We start from the raw sequence: 22,551 nt of genomic DNA, 5'->3' as shown, positions 1-22,551 counted from the left end.
AGGAGCGACGCGCCCTCATGGACAAGCAGGCCCCGACCGAGACGACGCTTCCCGTCACCGTCCGCGAACCGGGCCCCGGAGAGGACCGCGACGAGCTCGTGCGCCTCCTGTTCGGCGACGCCGCCGCGTCGGCCAGGCGGCCCGAGGAGTACGAGGCGCGCTATCCCCGGCGCGCGCTGCCCAAGGGCGCGATGGTCACCCGGTTCGCGCCGAGCCCCACCGGGTTCATGCACATCGGCGGCGTCTTCGTGTCGCTCATCAACAAGCGGCTCTCCGTCCAGAGCGAGGGCGTCTTCTTCCTCCGCATCGAGGACACCGACGTGAAGCGCGCCATCCCCGGCGCGATCGACACCATCGTCGACTCGCTCGCTCGCTACGACCTCTCCCCGCAGGAGGGCGTGCTCCGCGCCCCGGCAAAGGGAGACGGGCCCTCGCCGCGGGGCGAGTTCGTGCAGCAGGGCGACTACGGCCCTTATGTCCAGACAGAGCGCGTCGCGATCTACCGCGATTACGCGATCGACCTCATCCGCCGCGGCTTCGCCTACCCCTGCTTCTGCACGGTCGAGGAGCTCGACGCCATCCGGCAGGAGCAGGAGGCGCTCCAGAAGAAAGCAGTCCAGGAGCAGAAGGCGCTCCAGGAGAAGGGGGTCCAGGAGCTGAGGGCCGTTGCGATCAAGACCGGTTATCACGGCCGGTGGGCGAAGTGGCGCGACGCGCCGCTCGCCCGGGTGAAGGAGGCGCTCGCGAGCGGCACGCCGTTCGTGCTCCGGCTGCGCGCCCCGGACGACGTCTCCGGCCGGGTCGAGTGGAAGGACGGCGTGAAGGGCGTCATCTCGATGCCCGTCAACGACCTGGACACCATCCTCCTCAAGTCGGACGGCATCCCGACCTACCACTTCGCCCACGCCGTGGACGATCACCTGATGCGGACGACGCACGTCATCCGCGGCGACGAGTGGATCTCGTCGATGCCGCTCCACCTGCAGCTCTTCCGCGTGCTCGGGTTCAGGCCGGTCGAGTACGCCCACGTCCCGCCGATCCAGAAGCTCGATCGCGTGGAAGAGGCGGATCCGGAGACGGGCGAGACGAAGGTGTCGGACGCCCGGCGCAAGCTGAGCAAGCGCAAGGACCCGGAGGCCAACATCGAGTACTACCGGGAGATAGGCGTCCCGGAGACGGCCACGATCGAGTACCTGCTCAACATCGCCAACTCCGCGTTCGAGGACTGGCGCAAGGCGAACCCGGACAAGCCGTATACCGCCTTCCCCCTCAAGCTGAACAAGCTCGCCCCCGGCGGCGCCCTGAGCGACCTCGTCAAGCTGAAGAGCGTCAGCCAGGCGGTCGTGAGCCGGATGAGCGCCGAGGACGTCTACACGCAGGGCCTCGACTGGGCGCGGACGTACGACAGGGAGCTCGCCGCGCTGATGGAGCGAGATCCGGAGTACACGAAGCGCGCCCTCGGCATCGAGCGAGGCGGCAAGAAGTCGAACAAGCGCATCGTCACCTGGCCCGATCTGCGGCCCCAGCTCTTCTTCTTCTACGACGAGCTCTACAGCGGCCTCGATTCGTTCGATTTCCCCGAGAACGTCCCGGAGGAGGACCGCAAGCCGCTGCTCCGGCAGATGCTCGACGTCTTCGATCCGGCCGACTCGAAGGAGGCCTGGTTCGAGAAGATCCGGCAGATCGCCGTGGCCTCCGGCTACGCCGGCGAGGTGAAGCAGTACAAGGCCGCTCCCGAGTCGTGGAAGGGCCATGTCGGCGACGTCTCGATGGTGCTCCGCGTCGCGGTCTGCGGGACCCGGAACAGCCCTGATCTCACCGAGGTCATGGCGGTGCTCGGGGAGCCGCGCGTGCGGGCGCGCATCGCGCGCTTCCTCTGAGCGGGGGCGCCGCGTGACGAGCCCGGCGGAGGCCGCGCGCCGAGGGCGCGGGCCGCGGCAGCTCCACGGCCCGCGGCGGCAGGAGGAGCGATGAGCGAGGTGTGCCGGTTCGCGCCGTCGACCACCGGGCCCGCCCACCTCGGTACGCTCGCCGCGGCGCTGCTCTCCTGGCTCGACGCGCGGTCGCGGGGCGCGCGGCTCGTCCTGCGGCTGGAGGACCTGGACCCCGACCGCTGCCGGCCCGAGTTCGCGCGCTCCATCGAGGAGGACCTCGCGTGGCTGGGGCTCGATTTCGACGAGCGCGTCGAGCAGCACACCCGGAGGGCGCACCACGAGGAGGCGATGGACCGGCTCGAGGCGCTCGGCGCGCTCTACCCCTGCGCCGCGACGCGCGAGGAGGTGCGCGCGATCGGCCGGCGCGCGCCCGACGGCGGCTGGGCGTACGACAACCGCGCGCGCGGCCGCGCGCTGCCGCCCGGCGGGTGGCGCGCGAGCGTCGAGCCGATCCGCGCGCGGCTGCCGGACGGGGTGTTCCGGCCCGTCGACGAGGGCGGGCTCGACCTGTCGCAGGAGCCGGCGCTCGCGATGGGCGACCCCGTGGTGCGCCGGCGCGACGGGGCCTTCTCGTACCAGCTCGCGGTGGTGGTCGACGACGGCGCGGCCGGCGTCACGCGCGTCGTCCGGGGGCGCGATATCGCGGCGAGCACGGCGACGCAGGCGGCGCTCCAGGCGCTGCTCGGGATGCCGGCGCCGGTCTACCGGCACCACCTGCTCCTCCTAGAGGAGCGCGGCGGCAAGCTCGCGAAGACGCACGGCGCGGCGCGCGGGGTGGCGCTCGCCCGGAGCGCGCCCGCGCTCTGCGGGGCGCTCGCCTGCTGCGTCGGGCTGCGGGATCGGCCGGAGCCGTGTACGCCGACGGAGCTGCTCGAGGACTTCAGCTGGGCGCGGGTCGCGACGGGGGACCGGGTGGTGAGCTGGAGCGGCGCGGGGCTCGAGGTGCGGACGGCGTCCTGAGGACGGGCTGCCAGGCTGCACGGCTCCCGGTGAGGGGGCTCGTCGCGCGGGACTGGGGCGTAGTTCAGGCGGGGAGCGGCAGCGCGGCGAGGCCCAGCAGCGGAAACAGGGTGACTATCGCGCTCGGCCGCGGCAGGTCGTCGTCGTCGTCGTCGTCGCGCCGACCATCACGCCCGCGGCGCGAACGGCTCCCGAACAGAACCCAGGCTCGCCGCGCCTGCTCGGCGAGGCTGCGCGCTCGTCCCGGAGAGATGTCGTTTCCAGAGGGCATCATGTCGGGCCGGCGCTTACCATGGGTGCAGGCCGGCGCGCCAGCATTCTGTGCCGAGCCACGCAAACGTCGCCGTCCCGAACCACCGTCGCAGGAGTGGAACGGGGTTTTTGCCGAACGGAACAGTCACACTGATTTTGGACGTGCGGGGCGTAACCGCGGTCCTGGCAGCCCACGCTGGAATGCGCCATGAACGTTGCCCGGACTCGTTCATGGCCACCGCCCCTGCCGCCCTGGAACCCTCGTCGCCGATCGCCGCCTTCAAGTCCCGCGATTTTCGCGTGTACGCTGCGGCCCGCCTGCTCGCCACGATGGCGTACCAGATGCAATCGGTCGCCGTGGGGTTCCAGATGTACGCCCTCACGCGCGACCCGCTCGCGCTCGGCTACGTGGGGCTCGCCCAGTTCCTCCCCGTGGCGGGGCTGTCCCTCGCGGCCGGACACACGGCCGATCGCTTCGATCGGCGCGGGATCCTCGTCCTCTGCTACCTCACGTCGTCGCTCGCGGCGCTCGCGCTCTTCCTCATCGCGCGCGCGCCAAGCCCGAACCTGTCGGCCATCTATGCCGTCCTCGTGCTCCTCGGCACGGTGCGCGCCTTCCAGGGGCCCGCAGGCTCGTCGCTGCTGCCCGCGCTCGTGCCGGCCGCGCACTTCCAGAACGCGGCGACGTGGCAGTCGACGCTCTGGCAGGTCGGGGCGATCGGCGGGCCGAGCGTGGGGGGGCTGCTCTACGGCCACTGGAAGGCGGCGGCGCCGGTCTACCTGACCGCGAGCCTCGCGCTCGCCGCGGCGTGCGCCGGCCTCCTGGCCGTGCAGGTGCGCACCGGCCGCATGGAGAAGAAGCCGCCGTCGCTCGCCACGGCGCTCGCGGGGCTGCGGTACGTCTACCGGAAGAAGGTCCTCCTCGCGTCCATCTCGCTCGACTTCGTGGCCGTGTTCCTGGGCGGCGCTGTCGCGCTCCTGCCCATCTACGCGACCGACGTGCTCCACGTCGGCCCGCAAGGGTTCGGCGTGCTGCGCGCGGCGCCCGCCGCGGGGGCCGGCGTCATGGCCGTGCTCCTCGCGTTCCGGCCGATCAGGCGCCACGCCGGGCGGAAGATGCTCCTCTGCGTCGGGCTGTTCGGGCTCGCCACGGTGGTGTTCGGCCTCTCGCAGAGCTTCCTCCTCTCGCTGGCCGCGCTCACCGTGATCGGCGCCACCGACATGGTGAGCGTCGTCGTGCGCATGACCCTGGAGCAGCTCGCCACACCGCCCGAGATGCGCGGCCGCGTGAGCGCCGTCAACATGGTGTTCGTCGGCGCCTCGAACGAGCTCGGAGAGCTCGAGTCAGGCACCCTCGCGAGGCTCGTCGGGACCGTCCCCACGGTGGTGATCGGCGGCCTCGGGACGATGGCCGTCGTGCTGCTCTGGGGCTGGCTGTTCCCCGAGCTGCGCGCCGTCGACCGGCTCGAGGACACGCAGGCGAGCTCCGAAGAGGGCGCCCTCGAACAGGCGTGATGATCGCGGCGCCGCGGCGGCTCACCCGCACACGAGCGCGCAGCACACCGCCGCTCCGCCCCGGGTGACCGCGAGCCCATCCCCGCAGATCGGAAGCGAGGACTCCATGGTTCAGCCCTCGCGCAAAGCCCACGAGATGACTCGTGGTGCGAACTCGTGGCGCGAACTCGTGGTGCGAAAATAATTGCGCACCGCGTACCGTCGTCTACACAATTGGCAATTTGACAAGGACGGTATAAATGCACGCTGGGCGGCGTGCGGTCGTACAACGCACGACGATAATCCCAGCCAGGCTGTCTGAATTGCTTGACGCAGCCAGAGACCAGGACCTTACATATGTCATGGATTCAGTCATCGCGTGGGCTGTCGGCATCATGGTTACATGGGCCCCACCCGGAACGAGCCTGATCAAGGACGCGATCGAGACGCCCGAGGCGGGCCGCGCGCGCTATCATGAGATCGCGAGCGCGGCGGCGAAGGTGGCGTATGATCCCGAATTGAAGCCGCTCTTCGGCGGCCCGCGCGGGCGAGCTGAGACGATGGCGCTGCTCCTGTCGATCGCCTATTACGAGAGCGGTTACCGTCGCGACGTCGATCTCGGCATCGGGAAGCTCTCGCGCGGCTCGGGGCTCGACTCCTGTCTGCTCCAGGTGCGGGTCGGCGCCGGCAGGACCCGGGAGGGCTGGTCGCACGAGGATCTCGTCGCGGATCGCGAGAAGTGCTTTCGCGCGGGGCTCGCGCTCATCAGGAGATCCTTCGGGGCCTGCCGCAAGCAGGACGCGCGCGACCGGCTCAGCGCGTACACGCGAGGCAGGTGCATCGACAATGACAAGCACTCGAGAGCACGTATCGGTCGGGCGCTGAACGTGCCGCGCTCCCCCATGACGGACGAGGCGGTGCTCGCCTCGACCCCGCGGCGCGACCCGATCCCCGCCGCCCCGCAGAGCGGGCCCCGCCCCCCAGGCAACGATAGCTAGGACACCGAGCAGGTTGAAACACCGAGAAAATGAACCACAGAGGCACAGAGGGCACAGAGTTTTTTGGTTGTTCCTCTGTGTCCTCTGTGCCTCTGTGGTTCAAACCTCTTCGTTCCCGGACGTTTCAAGCTGTTCGGTGCTCCAGAGCGGAGCTCGCCCGCTTCGGATACGGGCGAGTTCCGCTCTTCTTCCTTGTGGGAGAGCCGCCTACGATCGAGGCGCGATTCGTGGCCGAGGCGGCGTCCGTTGGAAGGGGGGGCGAGTTGCTGTAGAGTCGCCGCCGTCAACGGAGGACGAGAGATGAAGATCATCTATTTTGCGACGCGCGGGCGTGTCGAGGTGGCCAGGCTCATGTTGGCGCTCCGCGGCGCGCCGTACGAGGAGGAGTTCGTTCCCCTGGAGAGCTGGGTCCAGCCGCAGACCAAGGAGCGATTCCTGGGGTGTACGCCGTTCGGGCAGCTGCCCGTGCTGCAAGATGGAGAGTTCACCCTCTGCCAGTCACAGGCGATCAACCGCTATCTGGCGCGCAAGCTGGAGCTCTACGGCGACACGCTCGAGCAGAGCGCGCGAATCGATGAGGTGGCCGACACCGCCTGCGAGGTGCTCATGGATGTCGGCGCGCTCTTCTGGAACCCGCGCTTCCACGAGGTCCGCGCCGACCACCGCGCCGCCACCGCCAGGAAGCTGGAGCGCCTGGAAGACTACTTCATACGTACCCGCGCCGACGCCGACCACTGGGTCGTCCCGGGCCGCTACACCCTGGCCGACGCCGCCATGGCGTACACCCTCGAGTCCATCATGCCCCTGCACACAGGCCTCGTGAAAGAGCTGCCGGAGCTCTACCGCGCGATGACCGCGTTCTTCGCGGCAGACGGCGTCCGCGAGTACGTGCGCAGCGCCCGGCGGCTCCGCACGTGGACCGTCCCCCTCGCCTCGTTCGGCGGAAAACCCGAAGAGACGCACCAGTGGACCGACTGAGCGGCGGGCGGAAGCCGCGGAGCACGAGAGGACTCCGCGGCGCTCCCGCCAGCCCCATCGCCCGCCGCCTGGCGGAGCCCCATCGCCCGCCGCCTGGCGGGGGGCGCAGCTCAGCCGCGGATCAGGGCGACGGCCGCCTCGGCCGTGAGGTAGCTCTTGCTCTTCATCCCGAGGCGGATCGACGACAGGCTCACCTCGCTCTCGCCCTGCAGCGCGGCGATCGTCAGCGCGTTGTGGCAGAAGATGTTGATGAGCTTCGGGCTCCCGCCGCTCCTCGCGTGCAGCAGCTGCTGTGACGCGATGTCGAGGTTGATCCCCCGCCCGCTCCCGCCGACAGACCGCATCCTGAAATCGATGTACTCGATCATCTCCTGCTGCGTCATGCCGGGGAGCAGGAGCGACTGCGCGCCGGAGTAGAGCTCGCGCGGCACGCCGTTCGACGCGAGGGTCGCGGGGAGGTCGGGGGAACCCACCAGGATCATCGAGAGCCGGCCCACGGGGGCGCAGCGGAGGATGTCGTGGAGCTCCATCAGGAGATCGTGATCGTCCGGATCGACCCCGTCGATGACGAGGACCGCGATGGCGTCCGACCCGGCGCGCTGGAGCGCGTGCCCGAGGAACGTGTCGACGAGGACCTGCTGGCTCAGGGTGGGCGAGACGCCCGACGCCCCGATCTGCCGGCACAGCGCCACGAGCGGCCGCGTCCCGAAGAGCAGCTGCGGCTCGACCGAGAAGACCTGGATCCGGGGCACCTTGTTCTTGATCATCTCGCAGACGAACGTCCGGCCGCTCCCCGGCTCGCCCACGAGGATCGCCGGGCGCTGCCCGGCCACGATCTGCGACGCCAGCGTCCTCAGCACCCAGGCATACGGGCCCGCATCCCAGAAGAAGCTCGGCTGCCGGATGTCGCTGAACGGATACCCCGTCAGCCCGAAGTGGTTGCGGTAGCTGTACTGGCCGGTAAAGTGCCCGACGGCGCCGGCGCTGTTCACCATGATCGTGCCGGTCGGCGTGGCGAGCGCGCTCCGCGTCGCCACCGGGAGCTGGCTGATCCGCGTGTCGGCGAGATCGATCGAGGAGCCGCGCAGCGGGCCCGCGGCGTCCGGCAGCTCCCGCGGCCTGACGCTGCTGCGCCGGAGCATGAGCATGTCCTCGAGGAACGCCACGATGTGCCCGGCCGACGGCCGCTCCTGGGCCCTCTTCGACATGCAGCGGCGGAGGAGCTCCGCGAGGAGCGGATCGATGTCCGGCATCGCCAGCTTCGGATCCGGGACGGCCGCGTGGCAGTGCGCCTGGAAGCAGCCGGCGAGATCCCTCGCCGAGTACGGCGTCCTGCCCACGAGCAGGTGGTAGAAGGTGCAGCCGAGGCTGTAGATGTCCGACGGAGGCGCGATCTCCTGCCCGGTCCATTGCTCCGGGCTCATGTAGAAGGGCGTGCCCTCCAGCGTGCGGGCGGCGGAGGTGGTCCCGAGCGGGCCGCTCTCGGGGTGGGACGCCAGGCCGAAGTCCGCGATCTTGAGCGTGCCCGACGCGTTGAGCAGGAGGTTCGCGGGCTTGATGTCGCGGTGAGAGATGCCGAACGAGGCCGCGAGCTCCAGCGCCGCCGCGGCCTCGCGCATCTTCTCGATCCCGAACTGCTCCGGCACGCGACCGCCGTGCTGCTTGGCCGCCTGCGCCATGGTCAGGCCGTGGACGTACTCCATGGCGATGTAGCGGACCTCCGCGTCCTCGCCGACCTGGAAGATCTGCACCACGTTGGGGTGGAGCAGGCGCGCCGCCGCGCGCGCCTCGCGCAGGAAGCGGTCGCGCCGCTCGGGATCGGTGTCCGCGCTCCCCTTCGCGATGAGCTTCACGGCGACGTCGCGCTGGAGGACGGTGTCCCTGGCCAGGTACACGGCGCCCATGGCGCCGATGCCGAGCAGCTGGATGAGCTGGAATGGTCCCAGCCACTGTCCCGCCATGTGGGTCAGCGTCGCCGCAGGATCCGCCATCATCGGACTCTCATTCTCATGTTGCCACTAAACCCCTGCGCACGCCGGGCGAATGCGTCCGCCCGCGGTCACGAGCCGCGCGTCCACCTCGCTACTGCCCGCCGCCTGCGTCGCCCCGCGCCCGGCCCCGCCCGAGGATGTGCCCCATCGTGAACGCGGAGAGGACGAGCACCGTGACGATGATCGGCACGGCGTAGGTGGCGAGGGACGCGACGCTCGACGAGGCCCGGTCCGCCGCGGCGCCTGCCCCGGCCGCGGCCCGCTCCGGCCCGCCCACCGCGAGCAGGATGGCCGTGGCCATCGAGGCGGCGATGGAGAGCAGGCCGATCGCGAGCCCCGCGACGAGGCCGCTCGGCCCCGTCGACCCTGTCGGCTCCAGCGCGGCGGGCGCCGCGGGGACCACGACGGGCGCCGCCGCCGGGACCGTCACGAGCGGGCTGTCCAGCTTGACGTGAACGTTCACGACCATGTCCTGCCCCGCCCAGGGGATGACGATCCCCTGCGGGCTCGCCGCCGCGGCGGGCGCGGCCCGGTGCTCGTCGGGGCCCAGGCCGCTGCTCGACAGCGCCTCGTGGGCCGGGTTCGTCTGGTAGTGGAGCGTGTCGGCGTCCTCGTCGAGCGGGCCCTTCTGGCGCTTCTTCGGCGGCATCACCTCCGTGACGCTCTGGGGAGCGGGCGCCCGCGGCTCGGACATCGGCGGCCGCTGCGGGCGCTCGCGCGCGGGCGCGGGCGAAGGCGCAGCGCCGGGGGCCGCGCGGCCGACGTGCTCTGCGGCGGCCTTCTTCATGACGTCGGCGATGACGCCGTAGACCTCTGTCCACGCCGTCTCCACGTCGCGCGTGAAGCCGTCGCCCAGCCCCTCGCGCAGCGTCCAGAGCAGCGCCTCGCCCACCACGTCGTAATGGTGGTCCGTCACCATGTAGCCGTGGTGGCGCACGCCGAGCGACTGGAGCACGGGCACGAGCTTGCCGAGGTTGCTCAGCCCATCGACCGCCACGGCGAGCGTCTGCATGAGCTTCTTCTTCTGCTCGGCCATGTCGTTCTTGAACAGCGACCGCGTCGACGGGTCGAGCTCGAACAGGCGCTGGTAGAAGAGCGCCGCCGCGGCGTCCGAGATGGGCATCACCTTCGCCCACGAGCGCTGCACGAGCTCGATGGTGCGCGGGCTGACCGGCCCGCCAGCCGCCGCGGGCGCGGGCGCAGCCGCTGGCGCCGGCGGCGGCTCGCTCTGCTGCCAGGGAGGAACGACCCCGACGAGCGTCCGCGCGGCCACCTTGGCCGACGACGGCGGCGGCACCGACTTGGGCCGCTGCACCGCGTCCGCGCCGCCCGGCCGGCCGCCCGGCGGGGCGTTCAGCCGGGAGCCGCCGCTGAGCGCTGGCGCCGGCGACGTCGCGGCCGGGGGGAGCGCCTGCGTGGTGCCCACGGCCGCGTGCGCGGCGGCGGCCTTCTTCATGACGTCGGCGATGAGGCCGTAGACCTCTTTCCACGCCGTCTCGACGTCGCTCGAGAAGGCGTCGCCGAGCCCCTCGCGCAGCGTCCAGAGCAGCGCCTCGCCCACCACATCGTAATGGTGCTCGGCCACCATATAGCCCTGGTGCCGCACGCCGAGCGACTGGAGCACCGGCACGAGCTTCGGCAGGTTGTTGAGCCCGTCGACGGCCACGGCGAGCGTCTGCATGAGCTTCTTCTTCTGCTCGGCGATATCGTTCTTGAACAGCGGCCGCACCGACGGGTCGAGCGTGAACAGCCGCTCATAGAACAGCGCCGCCGCGGCGTCCGAGATGGGCATCACCTTCGCCCAGGACCACTGCACGAGCTCGATCGTGCGCTGGCTCGGGAGCTCGGACGACGGCGCCGGGCGCGCGGCCTTGCTCAGGAAATCGGGCGCGCCGTACGCCCCGGGCCCTCGCTGGGTGGCGGGCCCCGCCGTGGCGGGCACCGCGCGCGCGGGCGAGGGCGCGCTGATGCCGCGCTGCGGCTTGGCGGCATCCCCCGGCGTCGCGGAGCCGCGCGTATTGGTGGGGGGCGCAAAGGGATCGTTCGGTTTGGCCATCGTGAGTTGTCCGCTGGAGGTTACCGGGATTGCTTCGGTGAGGTGCGCGCCGTGACGCGCGTGTTCAGAGCACAGGAGCCGCCGCTATCGCCATCCTACATCACGGAGCCGGCGCCTGCCTACGCCACGGCGAGCGGGGCGCGAGGGTCGGCAGGGGCAACGGCGCACGGCCGGCAGGAGAGCCGTGGCAGCGCGCGGACCGCGCGCGGTAGGCGCGGCGAACGGTGGCCTGGCCAGCCTGGTGCGCGCGCGGCAGCGCGGCGACCTCGCCGGTGGAGCGAAGATCGCGCTGCCCCGCGGTGTCCACTCCGGCGACGCGGCGCGCTCTTCCCGGCGGCGAGGCCCTGGCGGGGCTTACTTATACAACCCGTCGCTCGCGCGGCGGGTGAGGCCATGGAGCGACACATCGGGGTGCTATTCTGCCAAGGGTTCCATGGGGCTGGACTGCCCGGGGTGCGGCCGCCGCCGCCTTCTCGCGGTCGATACCGCGGCAACGGACGCGGGCCTTGCGCCGCGGCGGCGACCTCCCTGTTGTCAGGAGGATCGCTCTTCGGGCGGCGGGCTGGCGCTCTCGGGGCGGCGCGGCCGCCCTTCCACGTCGGTTCCGCCGCGCCGCACCTCGTCGCCACTCCGCCTGACGTACGGGCGCTGTCCCGGGAAACGGAGGCGCACGAGCCGCTCGCGACAGAGGGAGCCGGCCACTTTGCCGGCCCGATCGAAGCGCGTCACAGGAGGGTCAATGCACGTGTCGCACGCCAAAGGACGTCGTGGGCGACATCGACGCCAGGCCCGGCGGCAAGAGGGATCGGGGATATCGCGGAGGCTCGCGGTGATCTCAGGAGGTGATGCGGTGCTCGGCAGCATCGGGTACAACGACCCGGATAGAGTCCACCGCAAGGACGCCAGGAGAAACCAGAGCTCCTTTCTCTTGGCGTCCTGGCGTTCACCCCCTTCTCGTCCGAGCAGCACACCAGGAGGCGCACGGAGACGCAGCCAGGACTGTTGCCAGGGACACGCGATGAGCTCGGGCGCGATCTAGCGCTTCATCGCCGACGCCCAGGCGCCTTCCCGCCCCCCGGCCGCTCGAGGCCGGCACCCAGGGAATCCCCTCATTCTGCAGCCCCTTTCAGCGGGGAAATTGAACAGGGAGGCGAGGAGACAGGGAGTATTCTGAAGATTTCCCTCCCCGTCTCCCCGTCTCCCCGCCTCCCTGTGATCTTTCCGAAGAATTCGAGGGGATCGCTCAGGGCCGGCACAGCAGAGGCCGGGCGCCACGGGTCTGCCTGGATCCGGTCGAGGAGGACGCTCGGGAGACGAGGCGCGACGAGGCGCGACGAACGACGCTCGCCGACATGGTGAGATGGGCGACGAACCTCGAGGGCCGCTCAGACGGCCCCTCCGGCACCGCGCTCGACGGAGAGGTCGACCCCAGAAACGAAAAACGCGAGGTGGCCAGTTTCGGCCAATCCTCGCGTCCTCAGTACTGCTTGGGTCGTGGTTGCGCGGGCGGGATTTGAACCCACGACCTTCGGGTTATGAGCCCGACGAGCTACCAGGCTGCTCCACCGCGCGAGAGGGAATCTACTCACGGCCCCCTGAAGGTCAAGGATTCTCTCAGGGCCCCCTGTCGATTGTGTCCATCGTCCCTGCCCTGCTGGTGGCGGCCTGCCGAGGACCGCGATCTCGGCTGAGCCCGCGCGGTCCCTTCGCTCGGGCCCTCAGCCCCTCAGCCCCTCAGCCCCTCAGCCCAGCCAGTCCGGCACGAGCGGTGATGGCGCCGCCGTCGAGATCACCCAGAGCTGGTGCGCCGCGCGCGTCGCCCCGATGTGGAGCAGGTGCCGCGACTCGTCGTCCGCCGAGTAGGTCGACGCGTTCACGTCGACCAGCACCACGTAGTCGTACTCCAGGCCCTTCACCTGCCGGATCTCCGTCACCTCGACGCCGGGGCGGAACGCGAACTCGTAGGCGCGCACGCGCCGGAGGTTCGGGATCTCCGCCATCTTCAGGGCGTCGTAGTACACGTCCGCCTGCTCGGGGTGGCGCGCCAGGATCGCCAGCGTGGCCCGGGGCTCGCGGGCGAACAGCGGGCGGATCGCGTCGGCCAGGAACGCGACGGCGGCGCCGGCGCTCGGGAAGTGGTGGTGCTCGACCGGCGCGCCGCTGCGCGGGGCGAGCGGCGGCGTCGGATCGGCCAGGGGGCCGAGCACCGCGCGGGCGAACGCGAGCACCTCGCGCGTCGACCGGTACGCGATGCGCAGCGGCTCGACGTCGACCCGCGACAGGCCAAGGTCGTCGAGCGTCGCTCGCCAGTCGCGGAAGCCGGAGTCCATGAACAGCCGCTGCGCCGTGTCGCCCGCCAGCGTCACGCTGCGCGGCTCCGCCACCACGCCGAGCAGCACCGCGAGGTCGATCGGCGCGAGATCCTGCGCCTCGTCGACGAAGAGGTGCTCGTAGACGAGCACGTTCTTCCCCTTCCGGAGCTCGCCGCGGAGGAGCTGGTACGCCCGCAGGAGCAGCGCGTCGTCCTCGGGGTCGAGCACCGCGCGGTCGTCGCTCGAGACCTCGCCCCTGTCCGCGCCGCGCTCGTCGTCGTCCGCCGGCTCGTCTGCAAGGGCCGCCTTGCGCTCGGCGCGATCGCCGGGGTCGAGATCGAGCACGGCGGGGCAGCGGTCCGCGCACCAGCGCCACGCCCGCTTCACCTGCTCGGGGCCGAACTCGGGGTCGGCCGCCGCCGCGAACGCGGCCGTCACCCGATCGAGGTCGGTGAGCACGTCCGCCCAGAAGGCGAGCGTGCCGCGCGAGTCGCGCCGCGCCCGCGCGTCGTCCTTGAGCTCCGCCGCGCGCTGCTCGAGGAGGTGCAGCATCGCCGGGTGGGTCTTGTAGCGGGTGACCACCGAGGGCGTGTTCTCCTCGACCGGCGCCTCGAGCCACGGGAACGCGCGCTTCCGGGCCGCGCGCGCCCACTCGGAGAACGTCTCGACCGCGATGCCGGCCAGGCCGAGCGCGGGGAGCGCCTCGCTGATGTACGCGCGGAGCGCGGGGCTGCCGACGATGACGAGCATCTTGTCGGCCGTGAAGCGGCGGCCGCCGTTGTAGGCGAGGAACGCCAGCCGGTGGACGCCGATCGTCGTCTTGCCGCTGCCGGCGCCGCCCTGGATGACCACGATGCCGGAGTCCGGCTTCGAGATGAGCTCGAACTGCCGCGGATCGAGGAGCGCGGCGATCTCGGGCAGGTGCCGGTCCTCGCGGGCGTGGAACGTCGCCCCGGTCCCGAGCCCGCCGCGCGCGGCGGCCGCGCCCGCGAGCGCGATGTCGCGCATGTCCTCGGGGCGCACCGCGCTGCCCTGACCGCCGGAGAGCTCGGTCGCCCGCGTCGCGATCTCGCGGAAGCCGCCCGAGGGCCCGCGCACGAGCGTCCCCTGCGGCGCCGAGATCCGGTAGAGCTCGCCCTCGTCGATGGTCACGGTGCGCCGCACGAGCACGGTGCCCTCGACCTCGCGCTCGCCGAAGGTCTCCTCGTAGTCCGCGCCCTCCTCGTAGCGGTAGTAGATCTGGCTGACGGGCGCGTGGCGCCAGTCGACGATCCGCACGCCCGCGCTCGCGTCGACGAGCGTCGTGCGCCCGATGAGCACGTCGCGCTCTGGACGGCCCTTCTCCCGCAGGCGCAGGTGGCCGAAATAGGGCGACTTCGGATCGACGGGCTCGACGACGTTCTCGTTCCGCCGCGCGGCGATCCCTTGCAGGCGCTCCATCTGCTGCACCAGCGCCGGCACGTCCTCCAGCCGGGCCGCCGCGATCTGATCGCGCAGCGAGAGGAGCTGCTCCTCGTAGTTCTCGACGGGCGGCGGACGCGACGGCTTGGTCGCGGCGGCGGCGAGGTGCGCGGTCACGCGGGCGAGCAGGGCCTCCTCCTCGCGCACGATGGCCTCGCCATGCTCGCTCAGCCGGGCGGCAGGTGCGCCGTCCGCGGGGCCAGGTTGACTGGCTTGGTTGACTTGGCTGACCTGGCTGACCTGGCTGACCGCGGCCGTGCTCGCGATGGTGGCCGAGGTCGGCTCGGTGGACTGCTCTTCGGTGTGCGTTGAGGTCGTGGAGCGATTCGCGGTCACGGGAATGCCGATGCGATGATCAGGTGACAGGCCGAGCAGGAGCGTCAGCGCGCCAGACATCCGTCGCGGCCCGCTGACGCAGGAGGGTCGGACCTATTGACCGATCCGCCACAGCTCCGCAACCGTCGCGTGGGGTCCCCCACGTCCGTGGCGCCTCGGCGAGGCGAGGTGCCACGCGGGCGCCCTCGATGCGTAACGCGCCCCGCGGCCGCCGGTCGATCCGCCGCGGGCGGTGGCGTTCTGGATTGAGGTCGCGAGGGTGAACGCCTTAAAAGGCGGCGATGCAAAATAGCGCGACCCGGTCCGACCGGCTCCTCGAGCTGATTCTCTTCTCGCTGCGGGATCGCGGGGCGCTCTGCGCGCTGGTCCTCGCGACCTACCGCGTCGAGCTCACCAGCCTGCTCGACCGCGTCTCTTCCGGCTCGGTCGGCGAGGACGACGATGATCGCGAGGTCGAGGCGTACGTCCAGAAGGAGCGCGCGGCCGGCTCCCCGGCGCGCGCGCGCGGGCGCCGCGCGGCGCCGAGGATCAGCGAGGAGGACGCGTTTCTCGTCTACGATCTCGCCGGGTGCATCGCCGAGGCGGCGGCCGCTGCCCGCCTGCCGGTCGTCCGCCGCGACGCGCTCACCCTCCGCGAGAGGGCGGCCGAGGTGCACGCCGGGGGCGAGCGCGCTGAGCGGGACATGCTCGCGGCCGGGCTCAGGGTGATCGATCGCATCCTCGACGCCGCGCGCGCGCAGCCCGCGCCGCGGAGCGAGCCCGCCAGCAAGGACCTGAACTGATCGCGGCCCGCGGGCGGCGCGCCGCTCGTCCCGCTCCGAGCCCGCGATCTCCGTCCGCGGCTCAATCACTAGGCTCAAGCACGAGGAAGGACGCGCGGCGCATGCACCTCCAGGATGACGGCGCGGTGGCGCTGCGGCGCGAGCCCTGGTCGTGAGCGGCGGTGCGTGCACGCCGGGCGCTCCATCGCTGGCTCGCTCCCTGCACGAGGTGCCGCCGCGGGGCGCGCCGCCTCGGTCCCTGGGATCACCTCGCCGCCCGGCTGGTCGCGCCCGCTGAGGACGACATGAGCACCCCTTGCGCCGGCTCTCTCTCTGCGCCGCGATCGCCGCGGAGCCCGCTCTGGCGCGCGGCCGCGAGCGCCCCGATGCGCGTCTCCTTCGCCGGAGGAGGCAGCGATCTGCCGGGCGTCGCCCGGCAGGACGGCGGGCGCGTCGTGGGCGCGGCGGTCGATCTGCGCATCCGCGTGATCGTGGAGCCGTTCGATCGAGGCTGGGTGCGGATGGAGCTCGCCGCGCGCGGCCAGGAGAGCGCGCTGCGCGTCATCACGAGGCGCCGCTCGGATCCACCGCGCGACGATCTCGCCTTCCGCCTGCTCGAGGCGACGCTCGCCGCGACGGGCGTGGGCGATGGGGTCGCCCTCCGGGTCGAGAGCGAGACATCGCCGGGCGCTGGCCTCGGCGGCAGCGCGTCCGCGGCGGTGGCCGCGCTGTTCGCGCTGCGCGCCGCGGTCGGCGAGGCGGCCGCGCCGGAGGAGCTGGCGCGCGAGGCGGTCGCGATCGAGCGCGAGCGCCTGCACAACGCGTGCGGCGCGCAGGACCAGGTGTTCGCTGCCTTCGGCGGGCTGCTCGATCTCGCCTTCGACGCCCGCGGCTGCTCGGGCGTGCGGCCGCTCGCGATCGGCTGTCCGGATCTCGTGCCCGCGCTCTCGGCCGGGCTGCTGCTCGTGGACACGGCGGTCCGGCGCGTGTCGGGCGAGGTGCTGGATCGGGTGGACGCCGGCGCGGCGTGCGACGCGCAGGCCGAGCTCGTCGCCGCGGCCGGGGAGGTCGCCCGCGGCTTCGAGCTCGGCTCGCTCGCGCTGGTGCTCTCGGGTATGCGCCGCGGCGCCGCCGCGAAGGTGCGCCTCTCGGCGGCGGGGAGCGCGATCGCGGTGTCCCTGCAGCGGCGGCTCGACGGGCTCGGGGTCGAGGTCCTCCGGATGTGCGGGGCCGGCGGCGGCGGGCACCTCGTGCTGTGGGCGCCCCCCGAGCGCCACGCGCGCATCCTGGACGCGCTCGGTCCGTGCCTCGTGCGGCGCCCTGCGCTCGGAGCGCCGGGCGTGCGGCTCGATCCCGGGTGAGCGCGGCGGGCAGCCGCACGCGCGAGGACAACTGGGTCGAGCATGGGGCCAGCCCGCGCCGCGCCCGGCAGCGGCTCCTCCGGCCGGGCAGCTCGGTCGACCTGACGCGCAACCAAGGAGCCAGGGACGAGCTCGAGCGACGAGGTGCTAGGCGCTCGTCCTGAGGCGGGACTTGCGCGCGCCGCGCTCGAGCGCGAGCGCGATGAGGCGCTCGATCAGCGTGCGCGGGGGGATGCCGCTCGCCTCCCAGAGCTTCGGGTACATCGAGATCGCCGTGAAGCCGGGGATGGTGTTGATCTCGTTGACGTAGAGCGAGCGGTCCGGGGCGAGGAAGAGGTCGACGCGGGCCATCCCCGACGCCTCCAGCGCGCGGAAGGTGCGGAGGGCGAGGAGCTGCACGGCGTTCGCCTCGGCCGGGGAGAGGTCGGCGGGGATGCGGATCGTGGCGCCGTCGGCGTCGATGTACTTCGCGGCGTACGAGTAGAAGCCGTCGGCGTGGCCGACGACGATCTCGCCGGGCACGGAGGCGATGGGGTCGTCGTCGCCGAGGACGGAGCACTCGATCTCGCGCACGCCCTCGATGCCCTGCTCGCAGACGATCTTCAGGTCGAACTCGAAGGCGTGCTCGACCGCCGCTTCGAGCTCGGAGCGCGCGGTCACGCGCCGGACCCCGACGGACGAGCCGAGGTTGGCGGGCTTGACGAAGATCGGCCCGAAGCCGCTCCGCCCGGCGGGGGACAGGCCGGCGATCTGCTCGAGGCACGCGCCGCGATCGCGCTCCCACGCGGCGCGGCGGAGCGCGACGTGGGGCACGATCGGGATCTCCGCCTCGCGGAGCAGGCGCTTCATCACGTCCTTGTCCATCCCCACGGCGGAGCCGAGCACGCCGGAGCCGACGTACGGGACGCCGGCGAGCTCGAGCAGGCCCTGGACGCACCCGTCCTCGCCCGTGGGGCCGTGCAGGACGGGGAAGACCACGTCGATCGGGGAGCGCGCGCCGCCGGGCACGGCGAGCGTGGCCTCGCCGCTGGGGCCCGGGTGCGCGTCGAGCGCGATCTCCGGCATCGCCTCGTTCAGCCGGGCGAGGCGGGGGTCGCGCGCCCCGCTGAGGAGCAGCGCCTCCTCCTGGAGGAGCCAGCGGCCGGACTTGTCGATGCCGACGAGCACCGGCTCGAAGCGATCGCGGTCGAGCGCCTCGACGACGAAGCGCGCGGACAGGAGGGAGATCTCGTGCTCGGCCGAGCGCCCGCCGAACAGCACGGCGACGCGCACCTTCGCGGGGTTCCGCATGGCCGCACCCTAGCCGCGATCGGGCGCGGGGGCGAAGAAGCCGGCTACTCGAAGGGGGCGAAGGAGCCGGCTACTCGGAGAGGACGCGGAACGACGTGCGGACCGTCGCCATCGCGACGCGCGCGATGTGGCCGTCGGCGAGCTCGACGTCGACGGCGGTGAGCTGGCCCTGGCGCTCGATCAGCCTGGCCACGCTCACCCTGGAGCCCCGGGCGACCTCGGCGCGCGCGACCTTCACGTCCGCGACCGCCTCCAGCTGAGCGCCGACGGCGATGCCGGTCGACATCTCCGCGGGCGCCTCCTCGGACGCGCCCGCCGCTCCGCCGGGGACGACCACGGCGAGCGCCGCGACGACCACAACGACGAGGCTGCCAGCCGTGCTCCTTCGAGTGCGGGTGAGCATCGGGGGCTGATTCTACGCGGGATGTGGGCGATGTCACCTGCGATGTCGCCGGATCCGACGGTCCGTCCAGGAGGCCATCCGCGACGACATCGAGCGCGCCTGTCGGCGCGGAACGCAGAGGCGCATCGTCCACCTGGCCCTGCTCGCTCGGGCGGCCCCCGGCGGGGAGCTCCGCGCGCGCTGGCCGAGGCCGCCCCGGCGAGCTCCGCGACGCGACGCCGGCGACATCGAGGGCCGCAAGAAGGGTCCCAATGCGCGGTCCTCGCTCGTGTCCGATAGAGGCGAGGAGGCATGATGAAGTCGCGATCGCTTGTTTCAGTCACAGCCGCGCTGCTGTTTCTCTGCGTCTCGATCCCCGAGGCCGCCGCACAGGACAAGACACCGACCAAGCAAGAGAATTACAGCTACACGTTCACTGACGATCTGCTGGATGCCTCGAACAGCTCCGCGACCGGCGCCATGCTCCAGGTCCGACAGCCCGGGCGCCACGACAGGCTGCTCCGGCCGAGACTCCACTTCGTGCCGGAGATGCTCAAATCGGTCGAAGCGATGTGATGGACCGACTCGGCTCCTCGACCACGGAGGAGCCGGAACGAGACGGGCGCGCGTCCTTCCGCTGCCCCTACTGGAGCACCCAGACGCCGAGGCCGCGGAGCGACACCAGCACGCCGACCGGCGCCGAGCGGTACGCGACACCCACACCATCCACCGAGAAATCGCTGCGGCGGAGCGGCAGCAGCCCGGCAGCGCCGACGTCCAGGCCGAGCGGACCTGCCAGGCTCGCCAGCGACAGCTCGAGCGGCACCGCCAGCCAAGGCTTCTCCGCGACGTCATTCCGCGTATAGCCGCTCGCCGCCACCGTCAGCTGGCCTGCGTGAATGCCGGAGCACACATCCAGGCGCAGCGCCGCCGAGCCCGCGACGGCGAAGCAGGCGCGCACGACGCCGCCGAGCATCGTCTCCCGGAGCTCGCCCGGTCCGTGCTTCAGCGTCTGAGGAACGAGCCAGAGCGCGCCAATCGCCGCTCGGAATCGCGCCCCGCCGATGCCGAGCTCCGCGGAGAGCGCGGGAGCGAAGGGGCGCACCACGCCGAACAGGCCGGTGGCGCCGGCCGCCAGCGTGAGCCGCGTGGCGGCGCCATGCTCCGAGCTCGATGCCTCGTCCTTCTGCTCGCCGCCGGCTCCCGTGGGCACGGGCCGCTCGAGCGACGTCTCCGCCAGAGCCGCTGGCGAAGGCGCCGGCGCTCCGGGGGCAGGCGCCGGTGCTTCCCGGGCAGGCGCCGGCGCTTCCCGGGCAGGCGCCGTCTCGTCGCGCGCGTCGGCCTCGGGCTCTTGCAAGGACGGCTCCCGCGCGTCGGAGTCGAGCAGCAGCGCGAGCGTCACCGCCGTCGCCTGCTCGAGCGCGGCGCAGCTGCGGCTGCCGCTGCGATCGCGCAGCTCGCGCGCGTCGCTCCCGCTGCGGATCGACGCGCGGAGGCCGTCAGCACCGCGGGTGAAGCTGACGAGGTAGACGCCGCTCGCACCCGTTTCCGGTCGACCGCGCAGCCGCTCGACGCGCTCGATGAGACGCGCGGCCTCCGGACAGCTCTCGGCGCCAGCGCCGCGCGTCACGCTCAGAAACGGCTCGGTCCCTGCCCTGGCGGCCCCCGAAGCGGCCAGCATCGCGCAAAGGCCGACAGGAAGAGCGCGACTGCTCCGCATAGGAGGGACGACGCGAGATTAGCCGCAGCGCGGTGCACGCGCATTTTTTTGTGATCGCCGCGGGCGGTCGTCCCCACGAGCAGGTTGGGTGGTATCGTTCCTGCACACTTCCGCGCCCGCTCTCGGAGCTCTCGTGGCTTTCGCTCGCTCGCAGGTCACCCGGACGTCACGGGCATGAGCACACCGGACCCGAAGTTCCGAGCGCTCTATGACGCGCATTTCAGCTTCGTCTGGTGCTCGCTCAGGCGTCTCGGAGCGCGCGAGGCGGACGTGCTCGACCTGGCGCAGAAGGTGTTCTTGACCGCGCACGTCAAGCTTCCCGAGTTCGAGGGTCGGTCGCTCGTCACGACCTGGCTCTTCGCCATCTGCCAGCGGGTGGCGAGCGACTACCGGCGCTCCGCGCGCTTCCGGCGCGAGGTCACGACCGACGCCGCGGAGATGGACCTCTATGGCGGCGCGTCCGAGGATCTCGCGCTGAGCGCGGAGTCGCGGCAGCGCGCGCAGGAGGCGGAGGCCATCTTGAACAAGCTGCCGGAGCCGCAGCGCCTCGTGTTCGTCCTGTTCGAGCTCGAGGAGATGTCGGGCCAGGACATCGCAGATCTGCTGGGGATCTCGGTCGGCACCGTGCGCTCGCGCCTTCGTCTGGCGCGCGAAGCGTTCTCGCGCGAGGTCAAGCGCCTCGCCCTGGCACAAGGCACGGCCCGAAAGGAGGCGGTGTGATGGGCGATCCGGAACGGCTGCTGAGCGCGAGGAGCGGAGCGGACCCGCTCGCGCGGGAGCTCCTGGGGAGCGTTCGCCACGTGGGTCCGCCCGAGGGCGCGAAGGAGCGCGCGTGGCGCGGTATCGCCAGCCAGCTGCCTGTCGTCGGCGTCGCGGCGGGCGCCAGCGCGGCTGCGGCTGCTACCAAGAAGGCGGGCGTCGGTTCGTTGTTGTCATCGGCGTTCGCGGTCAAGGCAGCGGCGGTGCTCGTGAGCGGCGGCGTCGCGCTCGGCGCCGGGTACTGGGCGCTCTCGTCGCCGGCCGGGTCGCCAGCGCCCACCCGTGCGCCGGGCCCGGAGGAAGCGCCGGCGGCGGCGCCCCAGGCGCCGGTGGCATCCGCCGCAGCGCCGGCGGCGCCTCCCGAGCCGCGGCCGGAGGTGTCGACCGAGGGGGAGCCGAGCCGGAAGCCGACCGGACCGAAGCCGACCGAGACCGATCTGCTGCGCGCGGAGAGCGCGCTGCTCATGGAGGCGCGCGCCGCGCTGCGCTCCGGGGATGTGGCGGCGGCGGCGGCGATCCTCGAGCGCCTGCGCGTGCAGTTCCCGAAGGGCGTGCTCCGGCAGGAGCGCGAGGTGCTGGCCATCGACGTGCTGGCCGCGCGCGGCAACGTGCAGGACGCGAGGCGGCGCGCCCAGGCCTTCGTCAAGCAGTATCCGAGGAGCCCCCACAGCGCGAAGCTGAAGCGGTTCCTTGATCAGCCGTGAAGCGCTGGTCCACCGCGCGCATCGCGGCGCTCGGCTACCTCGCGGCCTCCGGGTGTGACGCGGAGATCACCTCGGTCGGCGCCTGGGCGCCCGTCGTGCCCGGCTCTTCCTACGTCGAGGCGGAGCTCGGAGAGCTGACCGATGGCTTCACCGTGGGCGAAGATGGCCAAGCTTCCGCGGGCCGTTTCATCGTGCCCCCCGGCGGGATGATCTCGGACGAGGCGCCAGGGCCAGCGCGGGCGCGCTACAGCTTCGAGGCGCCGAGCCGGGCAGAGTACGTGATCTGGGGGCGGATCCACGCTCCGAGCGCCATCAACAACCGCTTCTGGTTCCAGGTGGACGGCGGGGAGTGGTACCTCTGGCGCATCAGCGTCGGCGAGATCTGGTTCTGGGACGATCTGCACGACGACGTGCGCTATGGCGAGCCGCTCCGCTTCTCCCTCGCCGCGGGGACTCACGAGCTCGTCATCGCGAACGCCGTCGACGGCGTCTGGCTCGATCGGCTGTACTTCACGCCGGACGGCGACGAGCCGCCGGGCAACGACACGCCGTGCGATCCACCGCATTCGATCGAGGTCGGCGGTGAATGCCTCCCGAGCTGCGGCGCCTTGAAGGGAACCGAGTGCGGCGCCGTCGCGTGCGCCGGGCGCGAGCCGCTCGAAGCCTACGATTGCTCGGTGTGCTGTCGCGTCGAAGCGCCGTGAGCCGAGGCGCTCCCGCACTCGGGTCGGAGCTCGCCGCCCGGAGGCGCACCTCTTCACACCGATCGAAGCTCCTCCGCGTCTCGACGACGCAAAAGAGT

General features: G+C 72.1%; 18 protein-coding genes and 1 tRNA gene. 11 read left to right on the top strand and 8 right to left on the bottom strand.

Annotation, left to right across the window (positions count from 1 at the left end):
- The first annotated feature begins 17 nt into the window (after positions 1-17).
- Positions 18-1,880 carry a glutamate--tRNA ligase gene (locus WME85_RS04095; protein WP_437835371.1) on the top strand — a complete coding sequence of 621 codons (1,863 nt, stop codon included), beginning with the start codon at positions 18-20 and terminating at the stop codon, positions 1,878-1,880.
- Between the two features lie 90 nt (positions 1,881-1,970).
- Entirely contained in the window at positions 1,971-2,894 is a 924-nt protein-coding gene (locus WME85_RS04090; protein ID WP_437835370.1) for a glutamate--tRNA ligase family protein, read from the top strand.
- Between the two features lie 64 nt (positions 2,895-2,958).
- Here the strand turns inward: WME85_RS04090 and WME85_RS04085 are convergent, their stop codons facing one another.
- Positions 2,959-3,168, bottom strand: a complete 210-nt coding sequence (locus tag WME85_RS04085; RefSeq protein ID WP_437307708.1) for a hypothetical protein — start codon at positions 3,166-3,168, stop codon at positions 2,959-2,961.
- A 209-nt stretch (positions 3,169-3,377) separates the two neighbouring features.
- Between WME85_RS04085 and WME85_RS04080 the strand changes: the two genes are divergently transcribed.
- The 3 genes from WME85_RS04080 to WME85_RS04070 all read left to right on the top strand — a co-directional run bounded on the left by WME85_RS04080 (position 3,378) and on the right by WME85_RS04070 (position 6,616).
- Positions 3,378-4,661: an MFS transporter gene (locus tag WME85_RS04080; protein ID WP_437835369.1), complete on the top strand. Its 1,284-nt coding sequence runs from the start codon at positions 3,378-3,380 to the stop codon at positions 4,659-4,661.
- Between the two features lie 341 nt (positions 4,662-5,002).
- The gene (locus tag WME85_RS04075; RefSeq protein ID WP_437835368.1) at positions 5,003-5,638 is read left to right on the top strand and encodes a hypothetical protein; all 636 of its coding nucleotides are present in this window, start codon (positions 5,003-5,005) and stop codon (positions 5,636-5,638) included.
- Between the two features lie 300 nt (positions 5,639-5,938).
- Positions 5,939-6,616, top strand: coding sequence for a glutathione S-transferase family protein (locus tag WME85_RS04070; RefSeq protein ID WP_437835367.1), 678 nt, complete (start codon positions 5,939-5,941; stop codon positions 6,614-6,616).
- Positions 6,617-6,726: 110 nt separating this feature from the next.
- Here the strand turns inward: WME85_RS04070 and WME85_RS04065 are convergent, their stop codons facing one another.
- From WME85_RS04065 to WME85_RS04050, 4 genes are all read right to left on the bottom strand, one after another.
- Positions 6,727-8,610: a protein kinase domain-containing protein gene (locus tag WME85_RS04065; protein WP_437835366.1), complete on the bottom strand. Its 1,884-nt coding sequence runs from the start codon at positions 8,608-8,610 to the stop codon at positions 6,727-6,729.
- Positions 8,611-8,698: 88 nt separating this feature from the next.
- Positions 8,699-10,663 (bottom strand): globin family protein, encoded by a 1,965-nt coding sequence (locus WME85_RS04060; RefSeq protein WP_437835365.1) that lies wholly within the window; start codon positions 10,661-10,663, stop codon positions 8,699-8,701.
- Between the two features lie 1,495 nt (positions 10,664-12,158).
- A tRNA-Met gene (locus WME85_RS04055) sits at positions 12,159-12,235 on the bottom strand.
- Between the two features lie 170 nt (positions 12,236-12,405).
- Positions 12,406-14,772: an ATP-binding domain-containing protein gene (locus WME85_RS04050; RefSeq protein ID WP_437835364.1), complete on the bottom strand. Its 2,367-nt coding sequence runs from the start codon at positions 14,770-14,772 to the stop codon at positions 12,406-12,408.
- Between the two features lie 281 nt (positions 14,773-15,053).
- Between WME85_RS04050 and WME85_RS04045 the strand changes: the two genes are divergently transcribed.
- Positions 15,054-15,554 (top strand): hypothetical protein, encoded by a 501-nt coding sequence (locus tag WME85_RS04045; RefSeq protein WP_437835363.1) that lies wholly within the window; start codon positions 15,054-15,056, stop codon positions 15,552-15,554.
- Between the two features lie 284 nt (positions 15,555-15,838).
- On the top strand, positions 15,839-16,894 hold the full coding sequence (locus WME85_RS04040) for a GHMP family kinase ATP-binding protein (protein WP_437835362.1): 1,056 nt from the start codon (positions 15,839-15,841) through the stop codon (positions 16,892-16,894).
- Between the two features lie 147 nt (positions 16,895-17,041).
- Here the strand turns inward: WME85_RS04040 and WME85_RS04035 are convergent, their stop codons facing one another.
- Together WME85_RS04035 and WME85_RS04030 are read right to left on the bottom strand one after the other, a co-directional pair.
- Positions 17,042-18,184 carry a D-alanine--D-alanine ligase family protein gene (locus WME85_RS04035; protein WP_437835361.1) on the bottom strand — a complete coding sequence of 381 codons (1,143 nt, stop codon included), beginning with the start codon at positions 18,182-18,184 and terminating at the stop codon, positions 17,042-17,044.
- 70 nt (positions 18,185-18,254) lie between these two features.
- Positions 18,255-18,587, bottom strand: coding sequence for a hypothetical protein (locus WME85_RS04030; RefSeq protein WP_437835360.1), 333 nt, complete (start codon positions 18,585-18,587; stop codon positions 18,255-18,257).
- A gap of 291 nt (positions 18,588-18,878) precedes the next feature.
- Between WME85_RS04030 and WME85_RS04025 the strand changes: the two genes are divergently transcribed.
- Positions 18,879-19,142 carry a hypothetical protein gene (locus tag WME85_RS04025; protein WP_437307697.1) on the top strand — a complete coding sequence of 88 codons (264 nt, stop codon included), beginning with the start codon at positions 18,879-18,881 and terminating at the stop codon, positions 19,140-19,142.
- Between the two features lie 67 nt (positions 19,143-19,209).
- On the opposite strand, the gene WME85_RS04020 is transcribed toward WME85_RS04025, so the two are convergent.
- A complete protein-coding gene (locus WME85_RS04020; RefSeq protein WP_437835359.1) occupies positions 19,210-20,196 on the bottom strand; it encodes a hypothetical protein in 987 nt (328 codons plus the stop codon).
- Between the two features lie 264 nt (positions 20,197-20,460).
- Between WME85_RS04020 and WME85_RS04015 the strand changes: the two genes are divergently transcribed.
- Genes WME85_RS04015 through WME85_RS04005 form a run of 3 tightly spaced genes read left to right on the top strand, consistent with a single transcriptional unit; the run spans position 20,461 to position 22,453 of the window.
- A complete protein-coding gene (locus WME85_RS04015) occupies positions 20,461-21,006 on the top strand; it encodes an RNA polymerase sigma factor (RefSeq protein ID WP_437835358.1) in 546 nt (181 codons plus the stop codon).
- On the top strand, positions 21,006-21,749 hold the full coding sequence (locus WME85_RS04010) for a tetratricopeptide repeat protein (protein ID WP_437835357.1): 744 nt from the start codon (positions 21,006-21,008) through the stop codon (positions 21,747-21,749). Before WME85_RS04015 ends, WME85_RS04010 begins: the two co-directional genes overlap by 1 nt.
- The gene (locus WME85_RS04005) at positions 21,746-22,453 is read left to right on the top strand and encodes a hypothetical protein (protein WP_437835356.1); all 708 of its coding nucleotides are present in this window, start codon (positions 21,746-21,748) and stop codon (positions 22,451-22,453) included. Before WME85_RS04010 ends, WME85_RS04005 begins: the two co-directional genes overlap by 4 nt.
- Positions 22,454-22,551 lie beyond the last annotated feature (98 nt).

The organism is Sorangium sp. So ce1153 (genome assembly GCF_051521595.1).
Lineage (GTDB): Bacteria > Myxococcota_A > Polyangia > Polyangiales > Polyangiaceae > Sorangium.
Note: the sequence above shows the minus strand (reverse complement) of the source record. Positions and strands in the feature narration are given on the sequence as shown.